This is a genomic window from Streptomyces auratus (genome assembly GCF_050433025.1).
In the GTDB taxonomy this organism is placed as follows: domain Bacteria; phylum Actinomycetota; class Actinomycetes; order Streptomycetales; family Streptomycetaceae; genus Streptomyces; species Streptomyces sioyaensis.
In genome coordinates this window covers 1,039,382-1,062,157 of the sequence record NZ_JBNGCB010000003.1, presented here as the reverse complement: position 1 = coordinate 1,062,157, position 22,776 = coordinate 1,039,382, and the positions used below count along the sequence as shown (strand labels likewise).

The 22,776-nt window shown below is 71.2% G+C and carries 22 protein-coding genes, 1 pseudogene and 1 riboswitch; of the genes and pseudogenes, 15 read left to right on the top strand and 8 right to left on the bottom strand.

Annotation, left to right across the window (positions count from 1 at the left end):
• Positions 1-8: 8 nt before the first annotated feature.
• Complete coding sequence (locus BKA18_RS24380) at positions 9-242, bottom strand: hypothetical protein (protein ID WP_147248198.1); 234 nt, start codon at positions 240-242, stop codon at positions 9-11.
• Positions 243-322: 80 nt separating this feature from the next.
• Entirely contained in the window at positions 323-1,249 is a 927-nt protein-coding gene (locus BKA18_RS24375; RefSeq protein WP_006603184.1) for a glutaminase, read from the bottom strand.
• A 310-nt stretch (positions 1,250-1,559) separates the two neighbouring features.
• Here BKA18_RS24375 and BKA18_RS24370 point away from each other — a divergent pair, with 310 nt between their 5' ends.
• The 3 genes from BKA18_RS24370 (at position 1,560) to BKA18_RS24360 (ending at position 3,529) form a co-directional block, all read left to right on the top strand.
• A complete protein-coding gene (locus BKA18_RS24370; protein ID WP_366045573.1) occupies positions 1,560-1,793 on the top strand; it encodes a hypothetical protein in 234 nt (77 codons plus the stop codon).
• Between the two features lie 166 nt (positions 1,794-1,959).
• Entirely contained in the window at positions 1,960-2,550 is a 591-nt protein-coding gene (locus BKA18_RS24365; RefSeq protein WP_093485115.1) for an N-acetylmuramoyl-L-alanine amidase, read from the top strand.
• Positions 2,551-2,596: 46 nt separating this feature from the next.
• Positions 2,597-3,529: a 1-aminocyclopropane-1-carboxylate deaminase/D-cysteine desulfhydrase gene (locus tag BKA18_RS24360; protein ID WP_093485114.1), complete on the top strand. Its 933-nt coding sequence runs from the start codon at positions 2,597-2,599 to the stop codon at positions 3,527-3,529.
• A gap of 82 nt (positions 3,530-3,611) precedes the next feature.
• Here the strand turns inward: BKA18_RS24360 and BKA18_RS24355 are convergent, their stop codons facing one another.
• Positions 3,612-5,213 (bottom strand): Na+/H+ antiporter, encoded by a 1,602-nt coding sequence (locus tag BKA18_RS24355; protein ID WP_366045574.1) that lies wholly within the window; start codon positions 5,211-5,213, stop codon positions 3,612-3,614.
• Between the two features lie 59 nt (positions 5,214-5,272).
• Here BKA18_RS24355 and BKA18_RS24350 point away from each other — a divergent pair, with 59 nt between their 5' ends.
• From BKA18_RS24350 to BKA18_RS24335, 4 genes are all read left to right on the top strand, one after another.
• A complete protein-coding gene (locus BKA18_RS24350; RefSeq protein ID WP_147248194.1) occupies positions 5,273-5,533 on the top strand; it encodes a UBP-type zinc finger domain-containing protein in 261 nt (86 codons plus the stop codon).
• A gap of 32 nt (positions 5,534-5,565) precedes the next feature.
• Positions 5,566-6,054, top strand: coding sequence for a GNAT family N-acetyltransferase (locus tag BKA18_RS24345; RefSeq protein WP_006603190.1), 489 nt, complete (start codon positions 5,566-5,568; stop codon positions 6,052-6,054).
• A gap of 290 nt (positions 6,055-6,344) precedes the next feature.
• Complete coding sequence (locus BKA18_RS24340) at positions 6,345-6,758, top strand: ATP-binding protein (RefSeq protein WP_006603191.1); 414 nt, start codon at positions 6,345-6,347, stop codon at positions 6,756-6,758.
• A gap of 43 nt (positions 6,759-6,801) precedes the next feature.
• Positions 6,802-7,770, top strand: a complete 969-nt coding sequence (locus tag BKA18_RS24335; RefSeq protein ID WP_366045626.1) for an RNA polymerase sigma factor SigF — start codon at positions 6,802-6,804, stop codon at positions 7,768-7,770.
• 90 nt (positions 7,771-7,860) lie between these two features.
• Here BKA18_RS24335 and BKA18_RS24330 read toward each other — a convergent pair whose 3' ends face one another.
• Positions 7,861-8,322 carry a hypothetical protein gene (locus tag BKA18_RS24330; protein ID WP_366045575.1) on the bottom strand — a complete coding sequence of 154 codons (462 nt, stop codon included), beginning with the start codon at positions 8,320-8,322 and terminating at the stop codon, positions 7,861-7,863.
• A 96-nt stretch (positions 8,323-8,418) separates the two neighbouring features.
• Here BKA18_RS24330 and BKA18_RS24325 point away from each other — a divergent pair, with 96 nt between their 5' ends.
• On the top strand, positions 8,419-9,402 hold the full coding sequence (locus BKA18_RS24325; protein WP_366045576.1) for a diacylglycerol/lipid kinase family protein: 984 nt from the start codon (positions 8,419-8,421) through the stop codon (positions 9,400-9,402).
• A gap of 320 nt (positions 9,403-9,722) precedes the next feature.
• Positions 9,723-9,980 (top strand): WhiB family transcriptional regulator, encoded by a 258-nt coding sequence (locus tag BKA18_RS24320; RefSeq protein ID WP_003983230.1) that lies wholly within the window; start codon positions 9,723-9,725, stop codon positions 9,978-9,980.
• A gap of 174 nt (positions 9,981-10,154) precedes the next feature.
• Here the strand turns inward: BKA18_RS24320 and BKA18_RS24315 are convergent, their stop codons facing one another.
• Entirely contained in the window at positions 10,155-11,627 is a 1,473-nt protein-coding gene (locus BKA18_RS24315) for a sensor histidine kinase (RefSeq protein ID WP_366045627.1), read from the bottom strand.
• Positions 11,628-12,273: 646 nt separating this feature from the next.
• On the opposite strand from BKA18_RS24315, the gene nagB reads away from it, so the two are divergent.
• On the top strand, positions 12,274-13,056 hold the full coding sequence (gene nagB, locus BKA18_RS24310; RefSeq protein ID WP_366045628.1) for a glucosamine-6-phosphate deaminase: 783 nt from the start codon (positions 12,274-12,276) through the stop codon (positions 13,054-13,056).
• Positions 13,057-13,083: 27 nt separating this feature from the next.
• On the opposite strand, the gene BKA18_RS24305 is transcribed toward nagB, so the two are convergent.
• Both BKA18_RS24305 and BKA18_RS24300 read right to left on the bottom strand, forming a co-directional pair.
• Positions 13,084-14,637 (bottom strand): glycoside hydrolase family 3 protein, encoded by a 1,554-nt coding sequence (locus BKA18_RS24305; RefSeq protein WP_366045629.1) that lies wholly within the window; start codon positions 14,635-14,637, stop codon positions 13,084-13,086.
• An 8-nt stretch (positions 14,638-14,645) separates the two neighbouring features.
• Positions 14,646-14,756: pseudogene (locus BKA18_RS24300) on the bottom strand (carbohydrate ABC transporter permease); the annotation flags it as partial.
• A 379-nt stretch (positions 14,757-15,135) separates the two neighbouring features.
• On the opposite strand from BKA18_RS24300, the gene BKA18_RS24295 reads away from it, so the two are divergent.
• The 3 genes from BKA18_RS24295 (at position 15,136) to mctP (ending at position 18,052) form a co-directional block, all read left to right on the top strand.
• Positions 15,136-15,891 (top strand): GntR family transcriptional regulator, encoded by a 756-nt coding sequence (locus tag BKA18_RS24295; RefSeq protein ID WP_366045630.1) that lies wholly within the window; start codon positions 15,136-15,138, stop codon positions 15,889-15,891.
• A gap of 215 nt (positions 15,892-16,106) precedes the next feature.
• Positions 16,107-16,367 carry a DUF3311 domain-containing protein gene (locus tag BKA18_RS24290; RefSeq protein WP_235447710.1) on the top strand — a complete coding sequence of 87 codons (261 nt, stop codon included), beginning with the start codon at positions 16,107-16,109 and terminating at the stop codon, positions 16,365-16,367.
• Positions 16,364-18,052, top strand: a complete 1,689-nt coding sequence (gene mctP / locus BKA18_RS24285) for a monocarboxylate uptake permease MctP (protein WP_366045577.1) — start codon at positions 16,364-16,366, stop codon at positions 18,050-18,052. Before BKA18_RS24290 ends, mctP begins: the two co-directional genes overlap by 4 nt.
• A gap of 72 nt (positions 18,053-18,124) precedes the next feature.
• Here mctP and BKA18_RS24280 read toward each other — a convergent pair whose 3' ends face one another.
• On the bottom strand, positions 18,125-18,712 hold the full coding sequence (locus BKA18_RS24280) for a Uma2 family endonuclease (RefSeq protein WP_006603202.1): 588 nt from the start codon (positions 18,710-18,712) through the stop codon (positions 18,125-18,127).
• Positions 18,713-18,842: 130 nt separating this feature from the next.
• A riboswitch (cobalamin riboswitch) is annotated at positions 18,843-18,990 on the top strand.
• 160 nt (positions 18,991-19,150) lie between these two features.
• Between BKA18_RS24280 and BKA18_RS24275 the strand changes: the two genes are divergently transcribed.
• Together BKA18_RS24275 and BKA18_RS24270 are read left to right on the top strand one after the other, a co-directional pair.
• Positions 19,151-21,622: a ribonucleoside-diphosphate reductase subunit alpha gene (locus tag BKA18_RS24275; RefSeq protein WP_429638591.1), complete on the top strand. Its 2,472-nt coding sequence runs from the start codon at positions 19,151-19,153 to the stop codon at positions 21,620-21,622.
• Positions 21,622-22,767 (top strand): ribonucleotide-diphosphate reductase subunit beta, encoded by a 1,146-nt coding sequence (locus tag BKA18_RS24270; RefSeq protein ID WP_366045578.1) that lies wholly within the window; start codon positions 21,622-21,624, stop codon positions 22,765-22,767. The genes BKA18_RS24275 and BKA18_RS24270 overlap by 1 nt, the downstream gene beginning before the upstream one ends.
• Positions 22,768-22,776: the final 9 nt, after the last annotated feature.

The window sequence follows — 22,776 nt, the reverse complement described above, 5'->3', positions numbered from 1 at the left end:
CCGCGCGGTCAGGCGATGTCCCCCGGGTGCTCACGCAGGTACAGGGCGCCGCAGGTGTGGCAGAACGGCTCCCCCTGGCGGGTGCCCCAGACCTCGGCCGATTGGGTGGCGGCCGCCGGGGCCAGCTCCCGTCCGCACATCGCGACGGTGCCGTCCAGCCGCACCATGTGCCAGATCTTCACCGGTGTGTCCGCGTGCGGCAGCACGCCTTCCTCGTACTCGGCGCGCATCTCGTGCTCCATGGCGCTGCACCTCCTACGCCCACGATGCGCCAGCGGACCGGGGGCCACAACGGCAGCCGCGGCCGCTCCCCCGGGCCGGCTCAGAACACCGACCAGCCGGTCAGCGTCGTGAAGTGGTCCAGGGCCGCGGCGCCCGCGACGGAGTTGCCCCGGGCGTCGAGGCCGGGGCTCCACACGCACAGGGTGCAGCGGCCGGGGATCACGGCGATGATGCCGCCGCCGACCCCGCTCTTCGCGGGCAGCCCGACGCGGTAGGCGAACTCCCCGGCGGCGTCGTACGTCCCGCAGGTGAGCATCACCGCGTTGATCCGCTTGGCCTCGCGGGCCTCCAGCAGCCGGCTGCCGTCGGCGCGCAGCCCGTGTCGGGCCAGGAATCCGCCGGCCACGGCCAGGTCCCGGCAGCTCATCTCGATCGAGCACTGCCAGAAGTAGTGCTCGATGACGCTGGGGACCGGGTTCTCCAGGTTGCCGAAGGACGCCATGAAGTGGGCCAGCGCGGCGTTGCGGTCACCGTGCTCGGCCTCGGAGTCGGCCACCGCCTGGTCGAAGGCGAGGTCCGGGTTGCCGCTCTCCTCGCGCAGGAAGTGCAGCATCGAGGTGCTGGCGTCACCGGTCAGGGTCTGCAGGCGGTCGGTGACCACCAGGGCGCCCGCGTTGATGAACGGGTTGCGCGGGATGCCGTTCTCCGCCTCCAGCTGGACCAGCGAGTTGAACGGCGTGCCCGACGGCTCGCGGCCCACCCGCTTCCAGATGCCGTCCTCGCCCTGGCTGCCGGGGCTCTGCGCCATCACCAGCGCCAGCGAGAAGGCCTTGGAGATGGACTGGACGGAGAACGGGACCTCCCAGTCGCCGACGCCGTGCACCGCACCGTGGATGTCGGCCACCGCGATCCCGAAACGGTCCGCGGAGACCCGTTCGAGCGCCGGTATGTAGTCGGCGACGCGCCCCTGTCGCACCAGCGGCCGGGCGTAGGCCGCTACCTCTTCGAGAACGGCCTGGTAGTCCATGACGCACACGCTAACCCGGCGTGCGCGGCGCCCCCAGGGGAGCCCCCGTGCGTGACTCCACCCCAGGGCCGGGGTCTTGGGCCCGGGAGCCGTACCGCCGTCGGGCAGCACCGGCCGGACCGGGGGCGGCGCGCGGCGCGTTCACCGCACCGCGCCGGGCAGCCCGGGCACCCGCTCCCGGCATCCGCCGGCTACGCCGGGTGGCCCACCCGTCTCGCGCTCTCGGCCCGCATCCCCCAGCCTGGCACGGGAACCCCACGGCGGTCCGCGCCGTTGATCCCTTACGACACGGACCTCACGGAGGTGGCACATGACAGGGTTTCTCGACCGCGCCAAGGAGCAGGCCCGGCAGGGCCTGGAGGCCGGCAAGCAGAAGGTCGACGAGGTACAGCAACAGCGGGCCGGCAACGACCTGCTGAAGAAGCTGGGCTCCGCGTACTTCGCCGAGCGGCGGGGCAGCGGCTCCCCCGAGGCGACCCAGGACGCGCTCAACGCCCTCGAAGCGCACGTCAACGCCCACGGGGACGCCTTCCTGCACGGATAGCGCCGCGCCCGGTCCCGCCGTGCGCGAGGCCGAAATCGCTCGCTCATCCCCCGAACGCCCGGCCCGCTTTTCCCCGTTCACCTCCCGCGGCCCGGCCCGGTCCCGTACAAGCGAGACATGAGGCGGTGCGCGGTCGGCGGCCGCCGCGTCCGCATCGGAGTGGGCCATGTCCGTACCACTGTCCGCCGCCCGGTTCCGCCACGCGCTCACGGCCGAGGGGCTGCGCATCGCCGAGGTCGCCGGCTGGGAGACGCACAACCGCAACAGCAAGGGGCCCTGGGGCCCGGTGCACGGCGTGATGGTGCACCACACCGGCACGTCCGGTGCCGACAGCACCGTCCAGCTCTGCTACGACGGCCGCCCGGATCTGCCGGGGCCGCTGTGCCATGGCGTGATCACCAAGGACGGCACGGTGCATCTGGTCGGCTGCGGCCGCGCCAATCACGCGGGCCTCGGCGACGGCGACGTCCTGCGGGCGGTGATCGCCGAGAAGCGGCTGCCGCCGGACAACGAGGCCGACACCGACGGCAACCCCCACTTCTACGGCTTCGAGTGCGAGAACCTCGGCGACGGCAAGGACCCCTGGCCGCCGGCGCAGCTGGCGGCGCTGGAGAAGGCCGCGGCGGCGCTGTGCCGGGCGCACGGCTGGACCGAGCGCTCGGTGATCGGGCATCTGGAGTGGCAGCCGGGCAAGGTCGATCCGCGCGGCTACACGATGGACTGGCTGCGCGAGCGGATCGGCGACCGGCTGAAATGAGCGGGACGCGGTACGCGCCGGGCCCGCCGCGGCGCCACCCGGGACAATGGGCCGGGTGACCCGCACCGCCCCCGGCCCACAGCCGGACCCGCACAGCCTGCGCCCGCGTCTGCCCTCGCCCGTCCTGGAACTCACGGACGGGCCGTTCGCCCGCCGCGGGGTACGGCTGCTGCTCAAGCGGGACGATCTGATCCACCCGGATCTGCCGGGCAACAAGTGGCGCAAACTGGAGCCGAATCTGCGGGCCGCCGCCGCGGCCGGCGACCGCACGCTGCTGACGTTCGGCGGCGCGTACTCCAACCATCTGCGGGCGACGGCCGCGGCGGGCCGGCTGCTGGGCTTTCGCACCATCGGCGTGGTCCGCGGCGACGAGCTGGCCGGGCGACCGCTCAATCCGTCGCTGGCCCGCTGCGCCGCCGACGGGATGCGGCTGCACTTCCTCGACCGCGCCCGCTACCGCCGCGCCGCCGACCCCGACGTCCGCGCCGCCCTGCACGACCGCTTCGGCGCCTTCCGCCTCATACCGGAGGGCGGCAGCAACTCCCTTGCCGCCCAGGGCTGTACCGAGCTGGGCCGGGAGCTGCGCGGGGTGGCGGACACGGTCGCGGTGGCCTGCGGCACCGGCGGCACCCTGGCCGGCCTGGCCGCCGGGCTGGGCCCGCGGCAGCGCGCCCTGGGCTTCCCCGTGCTCAAGGGCGGCCGCCCGCACTTCCTGGGGCGGGCGGTCGGTGAGCTGCAGACCGCCGCGTTCGGCGGGCCGCGCGGCGACTGGCGGCTGGACGACCGCTTCCACTGCGGCGGCTATGCCCGCCGCACCCCGGAACTGGACGCGTTCGCGGACGCCTTCGAGGACCGGCACGGGCTGCCGCTGGAGCGGAGCTACGTCGCCAAGCTGCTGTACGGGCTGACCACGCTGGCCGGGGAGGGCGCTTTCGCTCCCGGCAGCGCGGTGGCGGCCGTGATCACCGGCAGGCCGTGAGCCGGGAGCCTTTGCAGGACGTCGGGACGGCGAGGCCGCCGGGCCGGGCGAGGCCGCCGGGCCGGGAGCCTCTCCCCCTCCCCTAAGACGCCACCTCCCGGTAAGCCGTCGCCTCCTCCAGATCCAGCCTGCGCAGCAGCGTCCGCAGCATCTCGTCGTCGATCCGCCGGGCGTCCCGCAGCCGGACGAACACCTGCCGTTCGGTGTCGATCATCTCCCGGGCCAGCCGCCGGTAGGTGTCGTCGGCGGACTCCCCGGTGACCTCGTTGACCGCGCCGAGCCGCTCCCAGACGGAGTTGCGGCGCCGTTCCATGATCGTGCGCAGCCGGTCGGCGAGCGGTCCCGGAAGGGCGTTGCGATCGTCCTGGAGCAGCTCCTCCAGACGCTCCTCGGCGGCCCGTGAGGCCTCGTTCTGTGCCTGTGCCTCGGCCAGCGTCTCGGCCTGGACGTCCCGGCCGGGCAGCTTCAGCGCGCGGATCAGCGGCGGCAGCGTCAGCCCCTGGACGACCAGGGTGGCGATGACGGTGGTGAAGGTCAGGAAGAGCACGAGGTTGCGGGCCGGGAAGGCCGCGGTGCCGTGCCCGGCCGCCGGGATGGAGAACGCGATGGCCAGCGACACCACCCCGCGCATCCCGGCCCAGCCGACGATGACCGGCGCGGTCCAGTTCACCCCCGGTTCGCGGGCGCGGATCCGGGCCGACAGGGCGCGCGGCAGAAAGGTGGCCGGAAAGACCCACACGAACCGCGCCAGGACCACGACCAGGAACAGCACCACCGCGTACCCCAGGGCCTGCGGCCCGCTGAACCGTCCCAGGCCGCGCAGCACGACCGGCAGCTGCAGCCCGATCAGCGCGAAGACGGCCGACTCCAGGATGAAGGAGACCATCTTCCACACCGCCTCCTCCTGGAGCCGGGTCTCGAAGTCGACCTGCCAGGAGCGGTGGCCCAGATAGAGGGCGACCACGACGACGGCCAGTACACCGGAGGCGCCGAACTGCTCGGCCACCGCGTAGGCGACGAACGGGATGAGCAGCGAGAGGGTGTTCTCCAGCAGCGCCGATTCGCGCAGCCGGACCCGCAGCCAGTGCAGCGGCACCATCAGTACGACGCCGATGCCGATGCCGCCCAGGGACGCGACGGCGAACGCCCGGAGCCCCTCGCCCCAGGTGGCGGCCGCGCCGAGGGCCGCGGCCAGCGCGACCTTGTACGCGGTGATCGCGGTGGCGTCGTTGACCAGGGATTCGCCCTGCAGAATCGTGGTGATCCGGTGCGGCAGCCCGAGCCTGCGGGCGATGGCGGTGGCCGCGACCGCGTCCGGCGGTGCGACCACGGCGCCCAGGACGAGCGCGGCGGTCAGCGGCAGGTCCGGGATGACGAGATGGGCCGCCCAGCCGACCACGAGCGTGGCGAACAGGACATAGCCGACCGACAGCAGCGCCACCGGCCGCACATTGGCCCGCAGATCCAGATACGAGCTGTCCAGCGCCGCGGTGTGCAGCAAGGGGGGCAGCACCAGCGGCAGCACGATGTGCGGATCGAGGGTGTAGTCCGGCAGGCCCGGGACGGCGGAGGCCGCGAGCCCCGCGGCGACCAGCAGCAGCGGGGCGGGGACCGGCGTACGGCGCGCCAGTCCGGCGACCGCCGCGCTCCCCGCGACCAGCAACAACAGCGGCATGACAGCCATCGGTCCCGTCCCGTCCCGGCATCCTCCGCCGGCCGTCCCGGCGATCTAACCTGGCCATCATGAGCGAGTGCACGCATGTTCCCGGACTGCCGCGCGCCGAACCGGCCCCGCTGAGCGCCACCTGCCTGGAGTGCCTGGCCGTCGGCAGCCACCCCGTACAGCTGCGGCTCTGCCTGGTCTGCGGCCATGTCGGGTGCTGTGATTCCTCACCGTTCCGGCATGCCTCCGGGCACTTCGAGGAGACCGGCCATCCCGTGATGCGGACCTTCGAACCGGGCGACTCCTGGCGCTGGTGCTTCGTCGATCAGCAGCTGGTGTGAAGAGCCGAACGGCGTCCGTTTAGCCTTCAGACATGATCCGCGCAGCGACCCCCGACGACGTCCCCGCCATCCTGGCCATGATCGGCGAGCTGGCCGCGTACGAGCGCGAGCCCGAGGCCGCGCAGGCCACCGAGCCGCAGCTGAAGGAGGCGCTCTTCGGCCCGCAGCCGGCCGCCTTCGCGCTGATCGCGGAGGCCGGTGGCGCCCCGGTCGGCTTCGCCCTGTGGTTCCGGAACTTCTCGACGTGGACGGGCACGCACGGTGTCTATCTGGAGGACCTGTACGTCCGCCCCGAGGCGCGCGGCGACGGTCATGGCAAGGCGCTGCTCGCGGCCCTCGCGGAGATCTGCGTGGCCCGCGGGTACGCGCGATTCGAGTGGTCGGTCCTGGATTGGAATGAACCGTCCATCGGTTTTTACCGGTCGATCGGCGCCCGGCCCATGGACGAATGGACGGTCTTCCGGCTCACTGGGGAGGCGCTGCACAACCTTGCCGCCACCTCACGTGTCAACGGAGCGTAATCGGCATCGATTTGACGGTGCACACCCCTAGCCACTTTCCGTACCCGTGGATTTACAATCAGTAACAGCGATGGCGCCGGGTGACCTGGGGCCGGATCGCCCTCCGGACGGCAGTCGTCCTCCTTCCGGGCGACATCGGCCCGCAGATCGCGATAGCGTCACAGCCGAACCATGCATCGCGCCTGATCGTTCTCCTTTCACGAAGGGAGAAAAGGGCCGACGCATATCCCGAACAACGCGAATATCGCGCATTTCCAGCTCAACCAGCTTGTGCCACCTTGGAGGTGAGGGTGTCCCAGATCGCAGGCGAGCCCGGGACTCAGGACTTCGTGGAAGTCCGTCTGCCCGCTGCGGGTGCCTACCTGTCCGTGCTGCGTACGGCCACGGCCGGGCTCGCAGCCCGCTTGGACTTCACCCTCGACGAGATCGAGGATCTGCGCATCGCGGTCGACGAGGCCTGCGCGATCCTGCTGCAACAGGCCGTCCCCGGCAGCGTGCTGAGCTGCGTCTTCCGCCTGATCGACGACGCACTTCAGGTCACGGTGTCGGCCCCGACGACTGACGGCCGCGCCCCGGAGCGCGACACCTTCGCCTGGACGGTGCTCTCCGCACTGGCCGGCAAGGTCGATTCCACCGTCGCCGAGGACCAGACGGTCACCATCAGTCTGTACAAGGAGCGCGGCGCCGGTCCCGGACCGTCATGACCGAACAGGGGGCCCCGTGAAAGATCTCGAACGCGGCGGGCGGATGGCGGCCGGTACGGCCGGCACGACCATCCCCGGGCAGCAGGCCCGGCCGCATCCGGTGGGCGTGCCCCACCACGGCGGCCGGTTGAATGCGGCGGAGCAGGCAGAGCGGGCGGACCACATGGAGCAGAGCGAGCAGCCGGGGCAGCAGGAGCATCAGCACGATGCGCCGGCCCCCGAACACCAGCTGCAGGATCACCAGCATTCCCAGGAGCCGCACGACCGCAGCGGCGCCCGGGCGATGTTCTACGAACTGCGCGGACTGCCGGACGGCTCCCCGGAGCGCGCGGAGCTGCGCAATGCTCTCGTGCGGATGCACCTCCCGCTCGTCGAGCATCTGGCCCGGCGCTTCCGCAACCGCGGTGAGCCGCTGGACGATCTGACCCAGGTCGCCACCATCGGTCTGATCAAGTCCGTGGACCGCTTCGACCCGGACCGCGGCGTGGAGTTCTCCACCTACGCCACCCCTACCGTCGTCGGCGAGATCAAGCGGCACTTCCGCGACAAGGGCTGGGCGGTCCGCGTCCCGCGCCGCCTCCAGGAGCTGCGGCTGTCGCTGACCACCGCGACCGCCGAGCTCTCCCAGCGGCACGGCCGGGCCCCCACCGTCCATGAACTGGCCGAGCATCTGGCGATCTCCGAGGAGGAGGTGCTGGAGGGCCTGGAGTCGGCCAACGCGTACAGCACGCTCTCCCTGGACGTCCCGGACACGGACGACGAGTCCCCCGCGGTCGCCGACACCCTCGGCGCCGAGGACGAGGCGCTGGAGGGCGTGGAGTACCGCGAGTCCCTCAAGCCGCTGCTGGAGGACCTCCCGCCGCGGGAGAAGAAGATCCTGCTGCTGCGGTTCTTCGGCAACATGACCCAGTCGCAGATCGCCCAGGAGGTCGGCATCTCCCAGATGCACGTCTCCCGGCTCCTGGCCCGCACCCTCGCCCAGCTGCGCGACAAGCTGCTCGTCGAGGAGTGACCGGACCGGGCGCGCACGGCACCGGCAGACAAGCGAAGGGGCGGGATCCACCGGATCCCGCCCCTTCGTCCGTTCCGTTCCCGGCGCCGGTCAGGGAGCCTCCCGCGGCCCGATGCCCAGGGCCTCGGTGGCCGTCGGATTGACCAGCAGGACGAGCACCACCAGCGCGGCCACGGCCAGTCCGACGCCGGCCGCGATCAGCGCCCCGCCGCCGTTCACCAGCGTCCAGGCCACCGGCAGCGCCACGATCTGGGTGATCAGCGAGGGACCCCGGCTCCAGCGGCGGCGCAGCCACAGCCCCCGCGCGGCCACCAGCGGCAGCACCGCGAGCGCGAGGACGGTCAGCCCGCCCATCTCCGCCTGCTGCGCACTGTCCGGCGCACCGGCGAGCCCCATGACCAGCATGTACGTACCGAGGGCGGCCAGCGCGAGCCCTTCGACCGCGGTGAGCGCCGCCGCGGCGCTCAGCCGGGCGGGCCGCGGTCCGGCCGGCTCGCGGGCGGCGGGGGCGTCGGCGGCTCGGGGCGCGGACTGCTTCTGCTGACTGCTCACCCCAGCAGGGTAGCGCCGGTGTTGACCGCCGCCGGGGAGGCCCCGGGGGCGGACGGGGCGTGAGACCGGTACCAGCAGGTAGGTACGCTGCTCCATATGCGCGCACTCCTCGTGGTCAATCCCGCAGCAACCACCACCAGTGCCCGCACCCGTGACGTCCTCACCCACGCGCTCGCCAGCGACCTCAAGCTGGAGGTCGCCGAGACGCAGTACCGCGGGCATGCGCGTGATCTCGCCCGGCAGGCCACCGAGGGCGGGGAGACCGAACTGGTCGTGGCACTCGGCGGCGACGGCACGGTCAACGAGGTCGTCAACGGCCTACTGGCGAACGGCCCCGATCCGGAGTCGCATCCCCGGCTGGCCGTCGTCCCCGGCGGCTCCACCAACGTCTTCGCCCGCGCGCTCGGGCTGCCCAATGACGTGGTGGAGGCGACCGGCGCCCTGCTGGACGCGCTGCGCGACGGCAGCGAGCGCACGATCGGCCTGGGCCTCGCCGCGGGCACACCCGGCACCGACGACGAGGGCGTACCGGATCGCTGGTTCACCTTCTGCGCGGGCTTCGGTTTCGACGCCGGCGTCGTCGGCCGGGTCGAGCAGCAGCGCGAACGCGGCAAGCGTTCGACCCACGCCCTGTACGTGCGACAGGTCGTACGGCAGTTCCTGAGCGAGGCGAACCGCCGGCGGGGCGTGATCACCCTCGAACGCCCGGGCGGGACCGAGGGTGCCGCGGAGATCGTCGAGAACCTCGCGCTGGCCATAATCTGCAACACCGCTCCGTGGTCCTACCTGGGCAATCGTCCGATCTACCCGTCCCCGGACGCCTCGTTCGACACGGCCCTGGATGTGTTCGCACTGAGCAAGCTCTCACCGGCCGCCGTGGCCCGGTACGCCACCCAGCTGCTGACGTCAACACCCGAGCGCGGGCCCCACGGCAAGCACGCACTCTCACATCACGACCTCACGAACTTCACCTTGCATTCGCAGGTTCCGCTGCCCTTTCAGATGGACGGCGACCACCTGGGACTGCGTACGAGTGTGACGTTCACAGGCGTTCGCCGTGCACTGCGTGTGATTGTGTGAGCAGTAGGGCCCAAAGTCCTTTCACTCGAACGTTTAGGCTGGTTTCCACCCCCTGGAATGACGGCTGTGAGCTAGGCGACACCAAGGATTCAAAAAAAAGTTTCCGGAAGGGGTTGTATCCGCAGCCGAGGTTTGCGAGTCTCTTCCTGGCGATCGGGACGGCCGCTTCACCGGCCCCCTTGAGAGCCCGAATCCTCCTCCTCATTCCACAGGACCGCACCAGTTCACGACTGGGGTTCGGCCCTTCCCTTGTGGAGGGATTCGTGAAAGCGTTCACATTCACAAGCAACGATCCCGTCACACGAGGAGATGGAGCAGCCATGGACTGGCGTCACCGCGCCGTTTGCCGCGAGGAAGACCCCGAGCTCTTCTTCCCCATCGGCAACACCGGTCCTGCGCTCCTGCAGATCGAGGAAGCCAAGGCCGTCTGCCGCCGCTGCCCCGTCATGGAGCAGTGCCTGCAGTGGGCGCTCGAGTCCGGCCAGGACTCCGGCGTCTGGGGAGGTCTGAGCGAGGACGAGCGCCGCGCGATGAAGCGCCGTGCAGCTCGCAACCGGGCGCGCAACGCCAGCGCCTGAGCCAGCCGCCCCGTGGCCCCCGAGCCGCAGCGCGCAGTACCCCCGATGCACCTCCGGAGCCGATCAGCCCGGTGTCATCGCATCTGAAGAGCTTTGAGCCCCGGACCAGATGGGTCCGGGGCTTGCTGCTGTCGGGGCAGGTACGGACCGGCGGCGGGGGCGGTGGCCCGGGTCTCAGTGCTGCTTGTCGGCCCGCACGGGGACGTCGAGGAGGACCTGCGTGCCGCGCTCGGGGGCCGGCACCATGTCGAACGTGCCGCCCAACTCCCCCTCCACCAGGGTCCGTACGATCTGCAGCCCCAGATTTCCGGCGCGCTGCGGATCGAAGTTCTCGGGCAGGCCGCGGCCGTCGTCCTGGACGGTGACCTGCAGCCGCGGTTCCGTACGGCTGCCGCCGCGCACCGCGCTGACCTCGACCGTGCCGTGCTCCGCCGGGCCGAAGGCGTGCTCCAGGGCGTTCTGCAGGACCTCGGTGAGCACCATCGACAGCGGGGTGGCCACCTCGGCGTCCAGGATGCCGAAGCGTCCGGTGCGGCGGGTGGTCACCTTGCCCGGGGAGATCTCCGCCACCATGGCCAGCACCCGGTCGGCGATCTCGTCGAACTCGACCCGCTCATCGAGGGTCTGGGACAGCGTCTCGTGCACGATCGCGATCGAACCGACCCTGCGGACGGCCTCGTTGAGCGCGTCGCGGCCCTGGGCGGAATCCATCCGGCGGGACTGCAGCCGCAGCAGAGCAGCCACCGTCTGCAAATTGTTCTTCACCCGGTGATGGATTTCCCGGATGGTGGCGTCCTTGGTGATCAGTTCCCGTTCGCGGCGTCGCAGTTCGGTCACATCGCGCAACAGGACCAGTGAACCGATGTGCGTCCCCTTCGGTTTGAGCGGAATGGCGCGCAATTGAATGACGCCCTCATTTCCCTCGACCTCGAATTCCCTGGGGGCCCAGCCGCTGGCGAGCCGGACCAGTGCCTCGTCCACCGGGCCGCGGGCGGGGGCGAGTTCGGCGGTGGCCCGGCCCAGGTGGTGGCCCACCAGGTCGGCGGCGAGACCGAGCCGGTGGTAGGCGGAGAGGGCGTTGGGGCTGGCGTACTGGACGACACCGTCCGCGTCGAGCCGGATCAGTCCGTCGCCGGCACGCGGCGAGGCGTCCATGTCGACCTGCTGGCCGGGGAAGGGGAAGGTGCCGGCGGCGATCATCTGGGCGAGGTCGGACGCGCTCTGGAGGTAGGTGAGCTCCAGCCGGCTGGGGGTGCGGACGGTCAGCAGATTGGTGTTGCGGGCGATCACCCCGAGTACCCGGCCCTCACGGCGTACCGGGATGGACTCGACGCGTACCGGCACCTCCTCGCGCCACTCCGGGTCGCCCTCGCGCACGATGCGGCCCTCGTCCAGGGCGGAATCCAGCATCGGTCGCCGGCCGCGGGGAACGAGATGGCCGACCATGTCGTCCTGATAGGAGGTGGGGCCCGTATTGGGCCGCATCTGGGCGACCGAGACATAGCGGGTGCCGTCACGGGTGGGCACCCACAGCACCAGATCGGCGAAGGAGAGGTCGGAGAGCAGCTGCCACTCCGAGACCAGCAAATGCAGCCACTCGAGGTCGGTGTCGCTCAGAGCGGTGTGCTGGCGTACGAGATCGTTCATGGAGGGCACGTCTTGGAGCCTACCGGCGTACCCTGTAGGCGCTGCGTCTGCAGGGGCATGGACAAGTGAGAATGGTCTACTCCAGAATGCGGCAAGGCCTCCGTTCTCCCCGCACAGGAGGACGGAACGAGGCCGCAGGCGCTCTCTGCCCTGACTGCGCCGAGGCCTCCGATCGACCGGTCCCAGGACGGGACCGTGCCCCCACCGCACACGGGGGTGCCTTCCGCCCGTAGGGCGGGGCCGGCCGATGTCAGCTCCGGGCTGCGGTGCCGGACAGGTTGAGGGTCCTGTCCCGGCGCCGCGGCCCGCGGGTGTTTCCGGGGCCGTGCACCGGCCGCGGACCGCGCCGTACGCCTCCGGCCACCTGCCGCCGGTCCGATGAGCCGGGGCCGGGGCCGAGCGTCCCGCCCGCCCCGCGAGGGCGATCCGCCTCTCCACCGCACCGCTCGCGACCGCGAGTTCGCCGGCGCGCCGCCGTCCGGCCCCCCGCCACCCCGGCGCGCCTCGGCGCCACCGGAAGCCCCCGATCCCCCGGATATCGCAGCCGTCCGTCCGGCAGTGCCAACGGCTTCCGGGGGCCGCGCTCTGCTAGATTGGTCTATACCACATGACCCATGAGACCACTCTCCAGAACGGCAGGCCAAGCGTGGAAGTTGTCATCGTTCCGGACGCCATGGCGGGCGGCGAGCTGATCGCGGAGGCCCTCGCGGCCCTGCTGCGCCGTAAGCCCGACGCGCTGCTCGGTGTGGCCACCGGCTCCACCCCGCTGCCCATTTACCAGGCACTGGCGGCGCGGGTCCAAGCCGGGTCGGTGGATGCCTCACGGGCGCGCATCTGTCAGCTCGACGAATATGTGGGCCTGCCTGCCGGGCATCCCGAGTCCTACCGTTCGGTGGTCCTGCGCGAGGTGGTCGAGCCGCTCGGCCTCGGCGCGGACTCCTTCCTGGGGCCCGATGGCGCAGCCGAGGACGTCCAGGGGGCCTGCGAGGCGTACGACCGGGCGCTGCGCGAGGCCGGCGGGGTGGACCTCCAGCTGCTGGGCATCGGCACCGACGGGCACATCGGCTTCAACGAGCCCTGCTCGTCGCTCGCTTCGCGTACCCGGATCAAGACGCTGACCCAGCAGACCCGCAAGGACAACGCCCGGTTCTTCGACAGCCTCGACGAGGTGCCGCACCACGTCATCACCCAGGGCATCGGCACCATCCTGGAGGCCCGCCATCTGGTGCTGCTCGCCACCGGCGCGGGCAAGGCCGACGCCGTGGCCCGGGCCGTCGAGGGGCCGGTAGCCGCGCTGGTCCCGGCCTCGGCGCTGCAGCTCCACCCGCATGCCACGGTCGTCGTGGACGAGGCCGCCGCCGCGCGGCTGAAGCTCGCCGACTATTTCCGCGCCACCTACGCGGCGAAGCCGCACTGGCAGGGCATCTGACGGTCCCGGAGTTCCCGGGCGGGGTGGTCAGTCCCCGTCCGCCGGGCCGCGTCGCCCCGTGAGGACCTCGGCGGCGGCCCGGCCGCAGACCCGGGCGGCGCCGTGCGTGGCGAGGTGCAGGGCGCCCCGCGGCGGGGACTGCGGGACGCCCATGTCGATAACCGCGGTGTCGGGGCGGGCGGCAAGGAGGGCGTCGAGCGCCTCGGCCATCCAGGGATGACGGTGGACGTCGCGGACCACGGCGACCAGACGGCGCCCGGCGGCCGCCGTGAGCAGGCCGTCGACCAGCGCGGGGGTGCCGGCCGCGGCCGCGGTCTCCGCGGTGCAGGTGAGCGTCCCGGTGCCGGGGAGCAGCCGGGTCAGTTCGGCGGCGACGCCCCAGGGGGTCTCGTCCCCGACGGCGATGTTGGCCAGCGGGGTGAAGGCCGCGACACAGGCGGGCGTGGTCAGGGGGGTGAACGGGCCGTCGACGGTGCGGCGCAGGGCGCGCCGGGCCGCGGTGAGGCCGATCCCGGGGGCGGGCTCGATCCCCTCCCCCGCACCCGTGCGCCGGGTCCAGCGCGCCAGGGCGCGTACCCGTGCCGCGGCGTCCGCGAGCCGCGCTTCGGGCAGTTCGCCCGCGCGCACCGCCCGCACCAGGGCGTCGCGCAGCCGCAGCACGGTGTCCTCGTCCGCCAGTCCGCCGCCCACACAGAGGGCGTCCGCACCGGCGGCGACGGCCAGCACGCTGCCCCGTTCGAGGCCGTACGCGGCGGAGATGGCCCGCATCTCCATCCCGTCGGTGATGATCAGGCCGTCGAAGCCGAGACCGCCGCGGTCGACGGGGGCGCGCAGCAGTCCGCCCAGCGCGGCCGGGCTGAGCGTGGCGGGGCGGTCGGCGTCCAGGGCGGGCAGCAGGATGTGTGCGCTCATCACGGCGCGGGTGCCGGCGGCGACGGCGGCGCGGAACGGCACCAGTTCGCGCTCCTGGAGGGTGGTCAGACCGGCGGTGATCCGCGGCAGGTCGTGGTGGGAGTCGACGGCGGTGTCCCCGTGGCCGGGGAAGTGCTTGGTGCAGGCGGCGACGCCGGCGGACTGCAGCCCCTCGACATAGGCGGCGGTGTGCCGGGCGACGAGCTGCGGATCGTCGCCGAAGGAGCGGACGCCGATGACCGGGTTGTCGGGGTCGGAGTTGACGTCGGCGCAGGGCGCCCAGTTGAGGGTGATGCCGCACTCGGCCAGCCGTCGGCCGAGTTCCCGGGCGACGTCGCGGGTCAGGGCGGTGTCGTCGACGGCGCCGAGCGCGTGGTTGCCGGGGAAGGAGGAGCCGCCGCGCACTTCGAGGCGGGTGACGTCGCCACCCTCCTCGTCGACGGCGATGAGGAGGTCCTCGCGTGCGGCGCGCAACCGGGCAGTGAGCTCGGCGAGTTGCGCGGGGCTCTCGACATTCCGGCCGAAGAGGCCGACCGAGGTCAGGCCCTCGCCGATCCGCCGCAGCAGCCAGTCGGGGGCGGTGGTGCCGGTGAAGCCCGGCTGGAGGACGGTGAGTGCGTCGCTGGTCAGGGTGTCGGTGGAGGGTTCCGACCGTACGAGCGGGGTCATGGGCTGCGTCATCCCTTCACTGCGCCGGAGGTGAGACCGCCGACCGCCGTGCGTTGCAGGAACAGGAAGAGGGCCAGGAGGGGAAGGGCGAAGAGCGACGTGGCGGCCAGGGTGGCGCCCCGTTCCCGGGGCACCGCGGCCGTATGGCCGCGGAGGGGCGGCAGGGCGAAGGGCGGCACCATCAGCATGGAGACGAGGGTGAGCGTCCGCAGGCCGTCGAGCAAGCAGGCGTCGCCGCTGTGAGCCCACGCGTCATCGCGCTCTCCCCCCAAGGCCGGGTGTGGTCTTTAATGGTTTAGACCAGCGCCCGCAGCTTGGCCTAGACCTTTTGGGGTGTCAAGGGGTGTATAAGAGTCGCTGCCAGGTCCGTCACCTGACCGACATCCGGCGGGCCGGGACCTGCGACAGCGCACGGGGAAGGCTCCCGTGCCACGATGTGAGCCGCTACGTACGGAGGAGCCGGTGACGGCAGCACGACAGGAGTCGGAGAGGCGGGTCATGGAGACGGACGGGGGCAGCACTGCCGAGAGCGGCGTACGGACCGCGCGGGTGCCCAAGTACTACCGGCTCAAGCGGCACTTGCTGGAGATCACCGAGACCCTGCCGCCCGGCACCCCGGTCCCGCCCGAGCGCACCCTCGCCGCCGAGTTCGACACCTCGCGCACCACGGTGCGTCAGGCCCTGCAGGAACTGGTCGTCGAGGGCCGGTTGGAGCGCATCCAGGGCAAGGGCACCTTCGTCGCCAAGCCCAAGGTCTCCCAGGCGCTGCAACTGACCTCCTATACGGAGGACATGCGGGCCCAGGGTCTGGAGCCGACCTCCCAGCTGCTGGACATCGGCTATGTCACCGCCGACGACCGGCTCGCCGGACTGCTGGACATCGCCACCGGCGGGCGGGTGCTGCGCATCGAACGGCTGCGGCTGGCCAGCGGTGAGCCGATGGCCATCGAGATCACCCATCTGTCGGCGAAGCGCTTTCCCGCGCTGCGCCGGAACCTCGTCAAGTACACCTCCCTCTACACCGCGCTGGCCGAGGTCTACGACGTCCGGCTGGCCGAGGCCGAGGAGACCATCGAGACCTCCCTGGCCACCCCGCGCGAGGCCGGCCTGCTGGGCACGGACGTCGGGCTGCCGATGCTGATGCTCTCCCGGCACTCCCTCGACGCGCAGGGGCAGCCGGTGGAGTGGGTGCGTTCGGTCTACCGCGGCGACCGCTACAAGTTCGTCGCCAGGCTGCGCCGCCCCGCGGACTGATCCGCCGGCCCCGGGCCGGGCTCCTTCCGCCCGGCCCCGCCCGGCCGCGCCCGCCGTTGTCCGGATCCGGCCCCGCCCGGCCGCCGCAACCCCCGCGGACCTGCAGCAAGGTGGAGTCTTGATACCGATATGCGGACGGGTAGTGACGCGCGCCACGCTCCTGCCATAGATTTCCAGCCGATTACGCAGGAGACCCAGGGGACGGAGCAACGGTCATGACGCAGTCAGCTGTATCGCCGGATCGCAGACAGGTGGTCACGCCCACACGGGTGATCGCCGGGATCTGCCTGATCGCTCCGTTCGTCGCCATGCTGTGGGTGAGCTCGTACGCCCGGATCGAGCCGACGCTCATCGGGATCCCGTTCTTCTACTGGTACCAGATGGCGTGGGTGCTGATCTCGACCGTGCTCACCATGATCGCGTACAAGCTCGTGCAGCGTGAGCAGCGGGCACGCAAGGGCGGTGGGTCGGAATGAGCCTGACCACGACCGCACCGGAGACCTCCGCCGTGCTGGCCGCCTCCGCGACCAAGGGCGTCAACGGCGTGGCGCTCGCCGTCTTCATCTTCTTCTTCCTCGCCGTGACGGTCATGGGGTTCCTGGCCGCCCGCTGGCGCAAGGCCGAGGAGTCCGCCAACCTCGACGAATGGGGGCTGGGCGGCCGCAGCTTCGGCACCTGGGTGACGTGGTTCCTGCTCGGCGGCGACCTCTATACGGCGTACACCTTCGTGGCCGTTCCGGCGGCGATCTACGCGGCGGGCGCGGCCGGCTTCTTCGCCGTGCCGTACACGATCCTGGTCTACCCCCTCATCTTCACCTTCCTCCCGCGCCTGTGGTCGGTCTCGCACAAGCACGGCTACGTCACCACCTCCGACTTCGTGCGCGGCCGCTTCGGCTCCAAGGGCCTGTCGCTGGCCGTGGCGCTCACCGGCATCCTCGCCACGATGCCGTACATCGCGCTGCAACTGGTCGGCATCCAGGCCGTCCTGGACGTGCTGGGGATCGGGGGCGGCGAGCACACCAACTGGTTCGTCAAGGACCTGCCGCTGCTGATCGCGTTCGCCGTCCTGGCCGCATACACCTACTCCTCGGGGCTGCGGGCGCCGGCTCTGATCGCGTTCGTCAAGGACGGGCTGATCTATCTCGTCATCGCCGTGGCCATCATCTACATCCCGATCAAGCTGGGCGGCTTCGACGCGATCTTCCACTCGGCCGGCAAGGCGCTGTCCCAGCCGGGACCCGTCCCCGGCAAGCCGCGCGGCGAGCTGACCAGCGGGCCCAACGCCCAGTGGGCGTATGCCACTCTGGCGCTCGGCTCGGCGCTGGCGCTCTTCATGTACCCGCACTCGATCACGGCGACGCTGTCCTCGCGCAGCCGCAATGTGATCCGCCGCAACACCACCATCCTGCCGCTCTACTCCCTGATGCTGGGGCTGCTGGCGCTGCTGGGCTTCATGGCGATCAAGGCCGGCACGGACATCCAGGGCAACCCCCAGCTGGCCATCCCGCAGCTCTTCGAGGACATGTTCCCGAGCTGGTTCACCGGCGTCGCGTTCGCCGCGATCGGCATCGGCGCGCTGGTGCCCGCGGCCATCATGTCGATCGCCGCGGCCAACCTCTTCACCCGCAACGTCTACAAGGACTTCCTCAAGCCGGACGCCACGCCCGCGCAGGAGCACAAGGTCGCCAAGCTCGTCTCGCTGCTGGTGAAGGTCGGCGCGCTGGTCTTCGTCCTCACCATGGACAAGACCGTCGCCATCAACTTCCAGCTGCTGGGCGGGATCTGGATCCTGCAGACCATGCCGTCGCTGGTCGGCGGCCTGTTCACCCGCTGGTTCCACCGCTGGGCGCTGCTGGCCGGCTGGGCGGTCGGCATGCTCTACGGCACGCTCGCGGCGTACGGCGTGGCCAGCCCGACCCAGGCGCACTTCGGCGGCTCCAGCAAGGAGATCCCCGGCATCGGTGAGATCGGCTACATCGGTCTGACCGCCTTCGTCCTGAACGTCGTGGTGTCGGTCGTGCTGACCGTCGTCCTGAAGGCCGTCAACGCTCCCGAGGGCACCGACGAGACCAGCCCCGCGGACTACACGGCGGACGCGGGCGACGCGGGCGTCGTGGTCGAGCTGCCGCCGGCCACCGAGAAGGCTCCGGCCGGCCACTGAGCCACCGGCCGTCCTTCGGCATCGGGCCGCCGCGTTCCTTCGGGGAAGCGGCGGCCCGTTGCCGCGCGCGGGTCAGTTCACCCAGTCCTTCAGCTGCTCGGTTTCGAGCGTGATGCCGACGGGGTCGGGGAGGTGGAGCGACTTGCCGAACGACACGGTATGGACCGTCTCGTAGCGACCGTCATCGGGTTCGCTGTAGACGACCATCTGGCAAGCCTGGCGGTCGATCAACAGGTAGAGCGGGATACCGGTTTGTGCGTACGCACGGGGCTTCTCCACTCGGTCGCGCTGGTCGGTATCCGAGTCATGCGAGGTGACTTCGACGACCATGAGCACCGGGTCGGGGTCTGCCCATTCCCCCTGGCCCACGAAGGCATCACACGGCACGAGCGAGGCGTCCGGACGGAGGCGGCCCTTTCGGTACGTCTCCGCCTTCAGGCCCTGGCCAGGATCGAGGAAGAGCTCCGGCCTGTGCTGAATGCAGATGCGGAGCAACCACTGAATGATCCGACCGTGATCCCCGTCCGGCATGGGCTTGCTCTTGACCTTCCCGTCGATGAGTTCCAACCGCGCGCCTTCTTCCAGGCGGGCGAGTATCCGGGCGGCCTCTTCGAAATGCTCGGTCTCCATGATGTGCGGCCGGTCGGCGAGCGCGGTCATGAGGCCTTCTCCTTCTTCCACGGGACGGAGCAGAGAACTGCCACCGACCATAGCCGAGACCACTGACAGACACCGTGTGATCACTCACGACACACTAGATATGGGGGTGCGCCTGACGGCCCACCACCACATGTATGCTCGTCCTCGCTGTCGCCGCAGGGGAATCCGGTGCGAATCCGGAACTGTCCCGCAACGGTGTCAAGGCGCGCTTCCCCGGCCGGAAACCGGCCCCGACGCGCGCCCGGAGTCCGAAGACCTGCCGACAGTACGACCGCACCGCCATGGGTGTGGACGTCGATACGTCCGGGCCCCGAGGGCTGGGCCGGTGGACGCCGCGTGGTGAGCCCGCGCACTCCTGACCGTGTCGGGGTGCCGCATGCCCGCGTGCGCCCGTCGTGCCCGCCCTCGCGGCCCCCGCCGAGTGAGGGAGAGCATCACGTGACCATCGCGCCAACGGAGCCCGCGTCAGACGCCGAGGTCGTGCCGCCTGCGGTGGCCGCGTCTGCCGGTGCCGCCGGTGCCGCCGACGGCGGCCCGGGCGAGGACGGCCCGGGTGTCGCCCTGCTGCGCACCCTGACCGAACTGACCGAGGACCTGACCGCGACCGACCCCGGCAAGGTGGCCGCCGCCGCCCTGCGCGGCCGGTACGAGGGCGCAGGCGGGGCCGAACTGCGGTCGCTGGCCACCGATGCCGCGGCCGGTCTGATCGGTGACGAGCCGCAGTACTCCAAGCTCGCCGCGCGGCTGCTCACCCTCGCCATCGCCGAGGAGGCCGCCGGCCAGGGCGCCGTCTCGTTCTCCGCCTCGGTCGCGACCGGTCACCGCGAGGGCCTGATCGCCGACGAGACCGCGGAGTTCGTACGGACCCACGCGGCCCGCCTGGACGCGCTGGTCGAGCGGGCTCTGGCCGACGGCGCCGACGACCGCTTCGGCTACTTCGGGCTGCGCACCCTGCACTCGCGCTACCTGCTGCGCCACCCCACCACCCGTCAGGTCATCGAGACCCCCCAGCACTTCCTGCTGCGGGTGGCCTGCGGCCTCGCGGAGACCGCGGATTCCGAAGAGGGCACCGAGCGCGCGCTGGACGACGTCACCGAGCTCTACCGCCTCACCAGCTCGCTGTCCTACCTCCCCTCCTCGCCCACCCTCTTCAACTCCGGCACCCGCCACCCGCAGATGTCGTCCTGCTACCTGCTGGACTCCCCGCTGGACGAGCTGGACTCGATCTACGACCGGTACCACCAGGTGGCGCGGCTGTCCAAGCACGCCGGCGGCATCGGCCTCTCGTACTCCCGCATCCGCGCCCGGGGTTCGCTGATCCGCGGCACCAACGGGCACTCCAACGGCATCGTGCCGTTCCTGCGCACGCTGGACGCCTCGGTCGCGGCCGTGAACCAGGGCGGCCGGCGCAAGGGCGCCGCCTGTGTCTACCTGGAGACCTGGCACGCGGACCTCGAGGAGTTCCTGGAGCTGCGTGACAACACCGGTGAGGAGGCCCGCCGTACCCACAACCTGAACATCGCGCACTGGATCCCGGACGAGTTCATGCGCCGGGTCGAGGCGGACGCCGACTGGTCGCTGTTCTCCCCTTCGGACGCACCGGAGCTGGTGGACCTGTGGGGCGAGCAGTTCGACGCCGCGTACCGCCGGGCCGAGGCCGAGGGCCGAGCCGTCAAGCAGATCCCGGCGCGGGTGCTGTACTCCCGGATGATGCGCACCCTGGCGCAGACCGGCAACGGCTGGATGACGTTCAAGGACGCCGCCAACCGCACCGCCAACCAGACCGCCGAGCCCGGCCAGGTCGTGCACTCCTCCAACCTGTGCACCGAGATCCTGGAGGTGACGAACGACGGGGAGACCGCGGTCTGCAACCTGGGGTCGGTGAACCTCGCCGCCCACCTCGGCAACGACGCCGGCGGCTGGGAGGAGGCGATGGACTGGGAGCGGCTGGACGCCACGGTCCGCACCGCCGTCACCTTCCTCGACCGCGTCGTGGACATCAACTTCTACCCGACCGAGCAGGCCGGGGCCTCCAACTCCCGCTGGCGGCCGGTCGGTCTGGGCCTGATGGGCCTGCAGGACGTCTTCTTCCGGCTGCGGCTGCCCTTCGACTCGCCCGAGGCGCAGGAGCTGTCCACCCGGATCTCCGAACGGATCATGCTCGCCGCGTACGAGGCGTCCGCCGACCTCGCCGAGCGGCATGGCCCGCACCCCGCCTGGTCCGCGACCCGCACCGCCCGCGGGGTGCTGCACCCCGACCACTACCCGAACGCCGAGCCGCGCTGGGCCGACCGCTGGGCGGCGCTGCGCAGCCGGATCGCCCTGACCGGCATGCGCAACTCCCTGCTGCTGGCGATCGCGCCGACCGCGACCATCGCCTCCATCGCGGGCGTGTACGAGTGCATCGAGCCGCAGGTCTCCAACCTCTTCAAGCGCGAGACGCTGTCCGGGGAGTTCCTCCAGGTCAACGCCTATCTGATCGAGGAGCTCAAGGCGCTGGGCCTGTGGGACGCCCGGACCCGTGACGCGCTGCGCGAGGCCAACGGCTCGGTGCAGGACGTCGCATGGATCCCCGAGGAGATCCGGGCGCTGTACCGCACCGCCTGGGAGATCCCGCAGCGCGCCCTGATCGACATGGCCGCGGCCCGTACGCCGTACCTGGACCAGAGCCAGTCGCTGAACCTCTTCATGGCGTCGCCGACCATCGGCAAACTCAGCTCGATGTACGCCTACGCCTGGAAGCGCGGCATCAAGACGACGTACTACCTGCGCTCCCGGCCGGCGACCCGGATCGCCCAGTCCGCGCGCGGCACCGCCGCCGCGAGTGCCCCCGTCCCGCAGCAGGCCACCGACCCCGAGGCCGTCGCCTGCTCCCTGGAAAACCCCGAGTCCTGCGAGGCCTGCCAGTAATGCCCAACCCGTCGCCCGACCTTCCCCAAGCTCTCAACTCCGTTCGAGCAGGGGAGACCCCAATCCCCTCAACGACGGCGCTGCGCGCCGAAAGCCCCACCGAGACCAACACGGCGGCCGCCGCCCACACCGCCACCACCGGCACCAAGAACCTCCTGGACCCGGGCTTCGAGCTGACCCTGCGTCCCATGCGGTACCCGGAGTTCTACGACCGCTACCGGGACGCGATCAAGAACACCTGGACCGTGGAGGAGGTCGACCTCCACTCCGACATCGCCGATCTCGCCAAGCTCTCGCCGGGCGAGCAGCACATGATCGGCCGGCTGGTGGCGTTCTTCGCGACCGGTGACTCGATCGTCGCCAACAACCTGGTGCTGACGCTCTACAAGCACATCAACTCCCCCGAGGCGCGGCTGTACCTGAGCCGTCAGCTCTTCGAGGAGGCGGTGCACGTCCAGTTCTATCTGACGCTGCTGGACACCTACCTGCCCGACCCGGACGACCGCGCCGCCGCCTTCGCCGCGGTGGAGAACATCCCGTCCATCCGGGAGAAGGCCGAGTTCTGCTTCAAGTGGATGGACTCGGTCGAGAGCATCGACCGGCTGGAGTCCCGGGCCGATCGGCGCCGCTTCCTGCTGAATCTGATCTGCTTCGCGGCCTGCATCGAGGGGCTGTTCTTCTACGGCGCCTTTGCATACGTGTACTGGTTCCGCTCGCGCGGTCTGCTGCACGGGCTGGCCACCGGCACCAACTGGGTCTTCCGCGACGAGTCCATGCACATGGAGTTCGCGTTCTCGGTGGTGGACACCGTCCGCCAGGAGGAGCCGGACCTCTTCGACGACAAGCTGGAGCAGCAGGTCACCGAGATGCTCAGGGAGGCCGTCGAGGCCGAGCTGCAGTTCGGGCGCGACCTGTGCGGTGACGGCCTGCCGGGCATGAACACCGCGTCGATGCGCGAGTACCTCCAGTGCGTCGCCGACCAGCGGCTGCAGCGGCTGGGCTTCGCGCCGGTCTACGGATCGGAGAACCCGTTCTCCTTCATGGAGTTGCAGAACGTCCAGGAGCTGACCAACTTCTTCGAGCGCCGGGCCTCCGCCTACCAGGTCGCGGTCGAGGGCTCGGTCTCCTTCGACGACGACTTCTAGAAGTTCTCG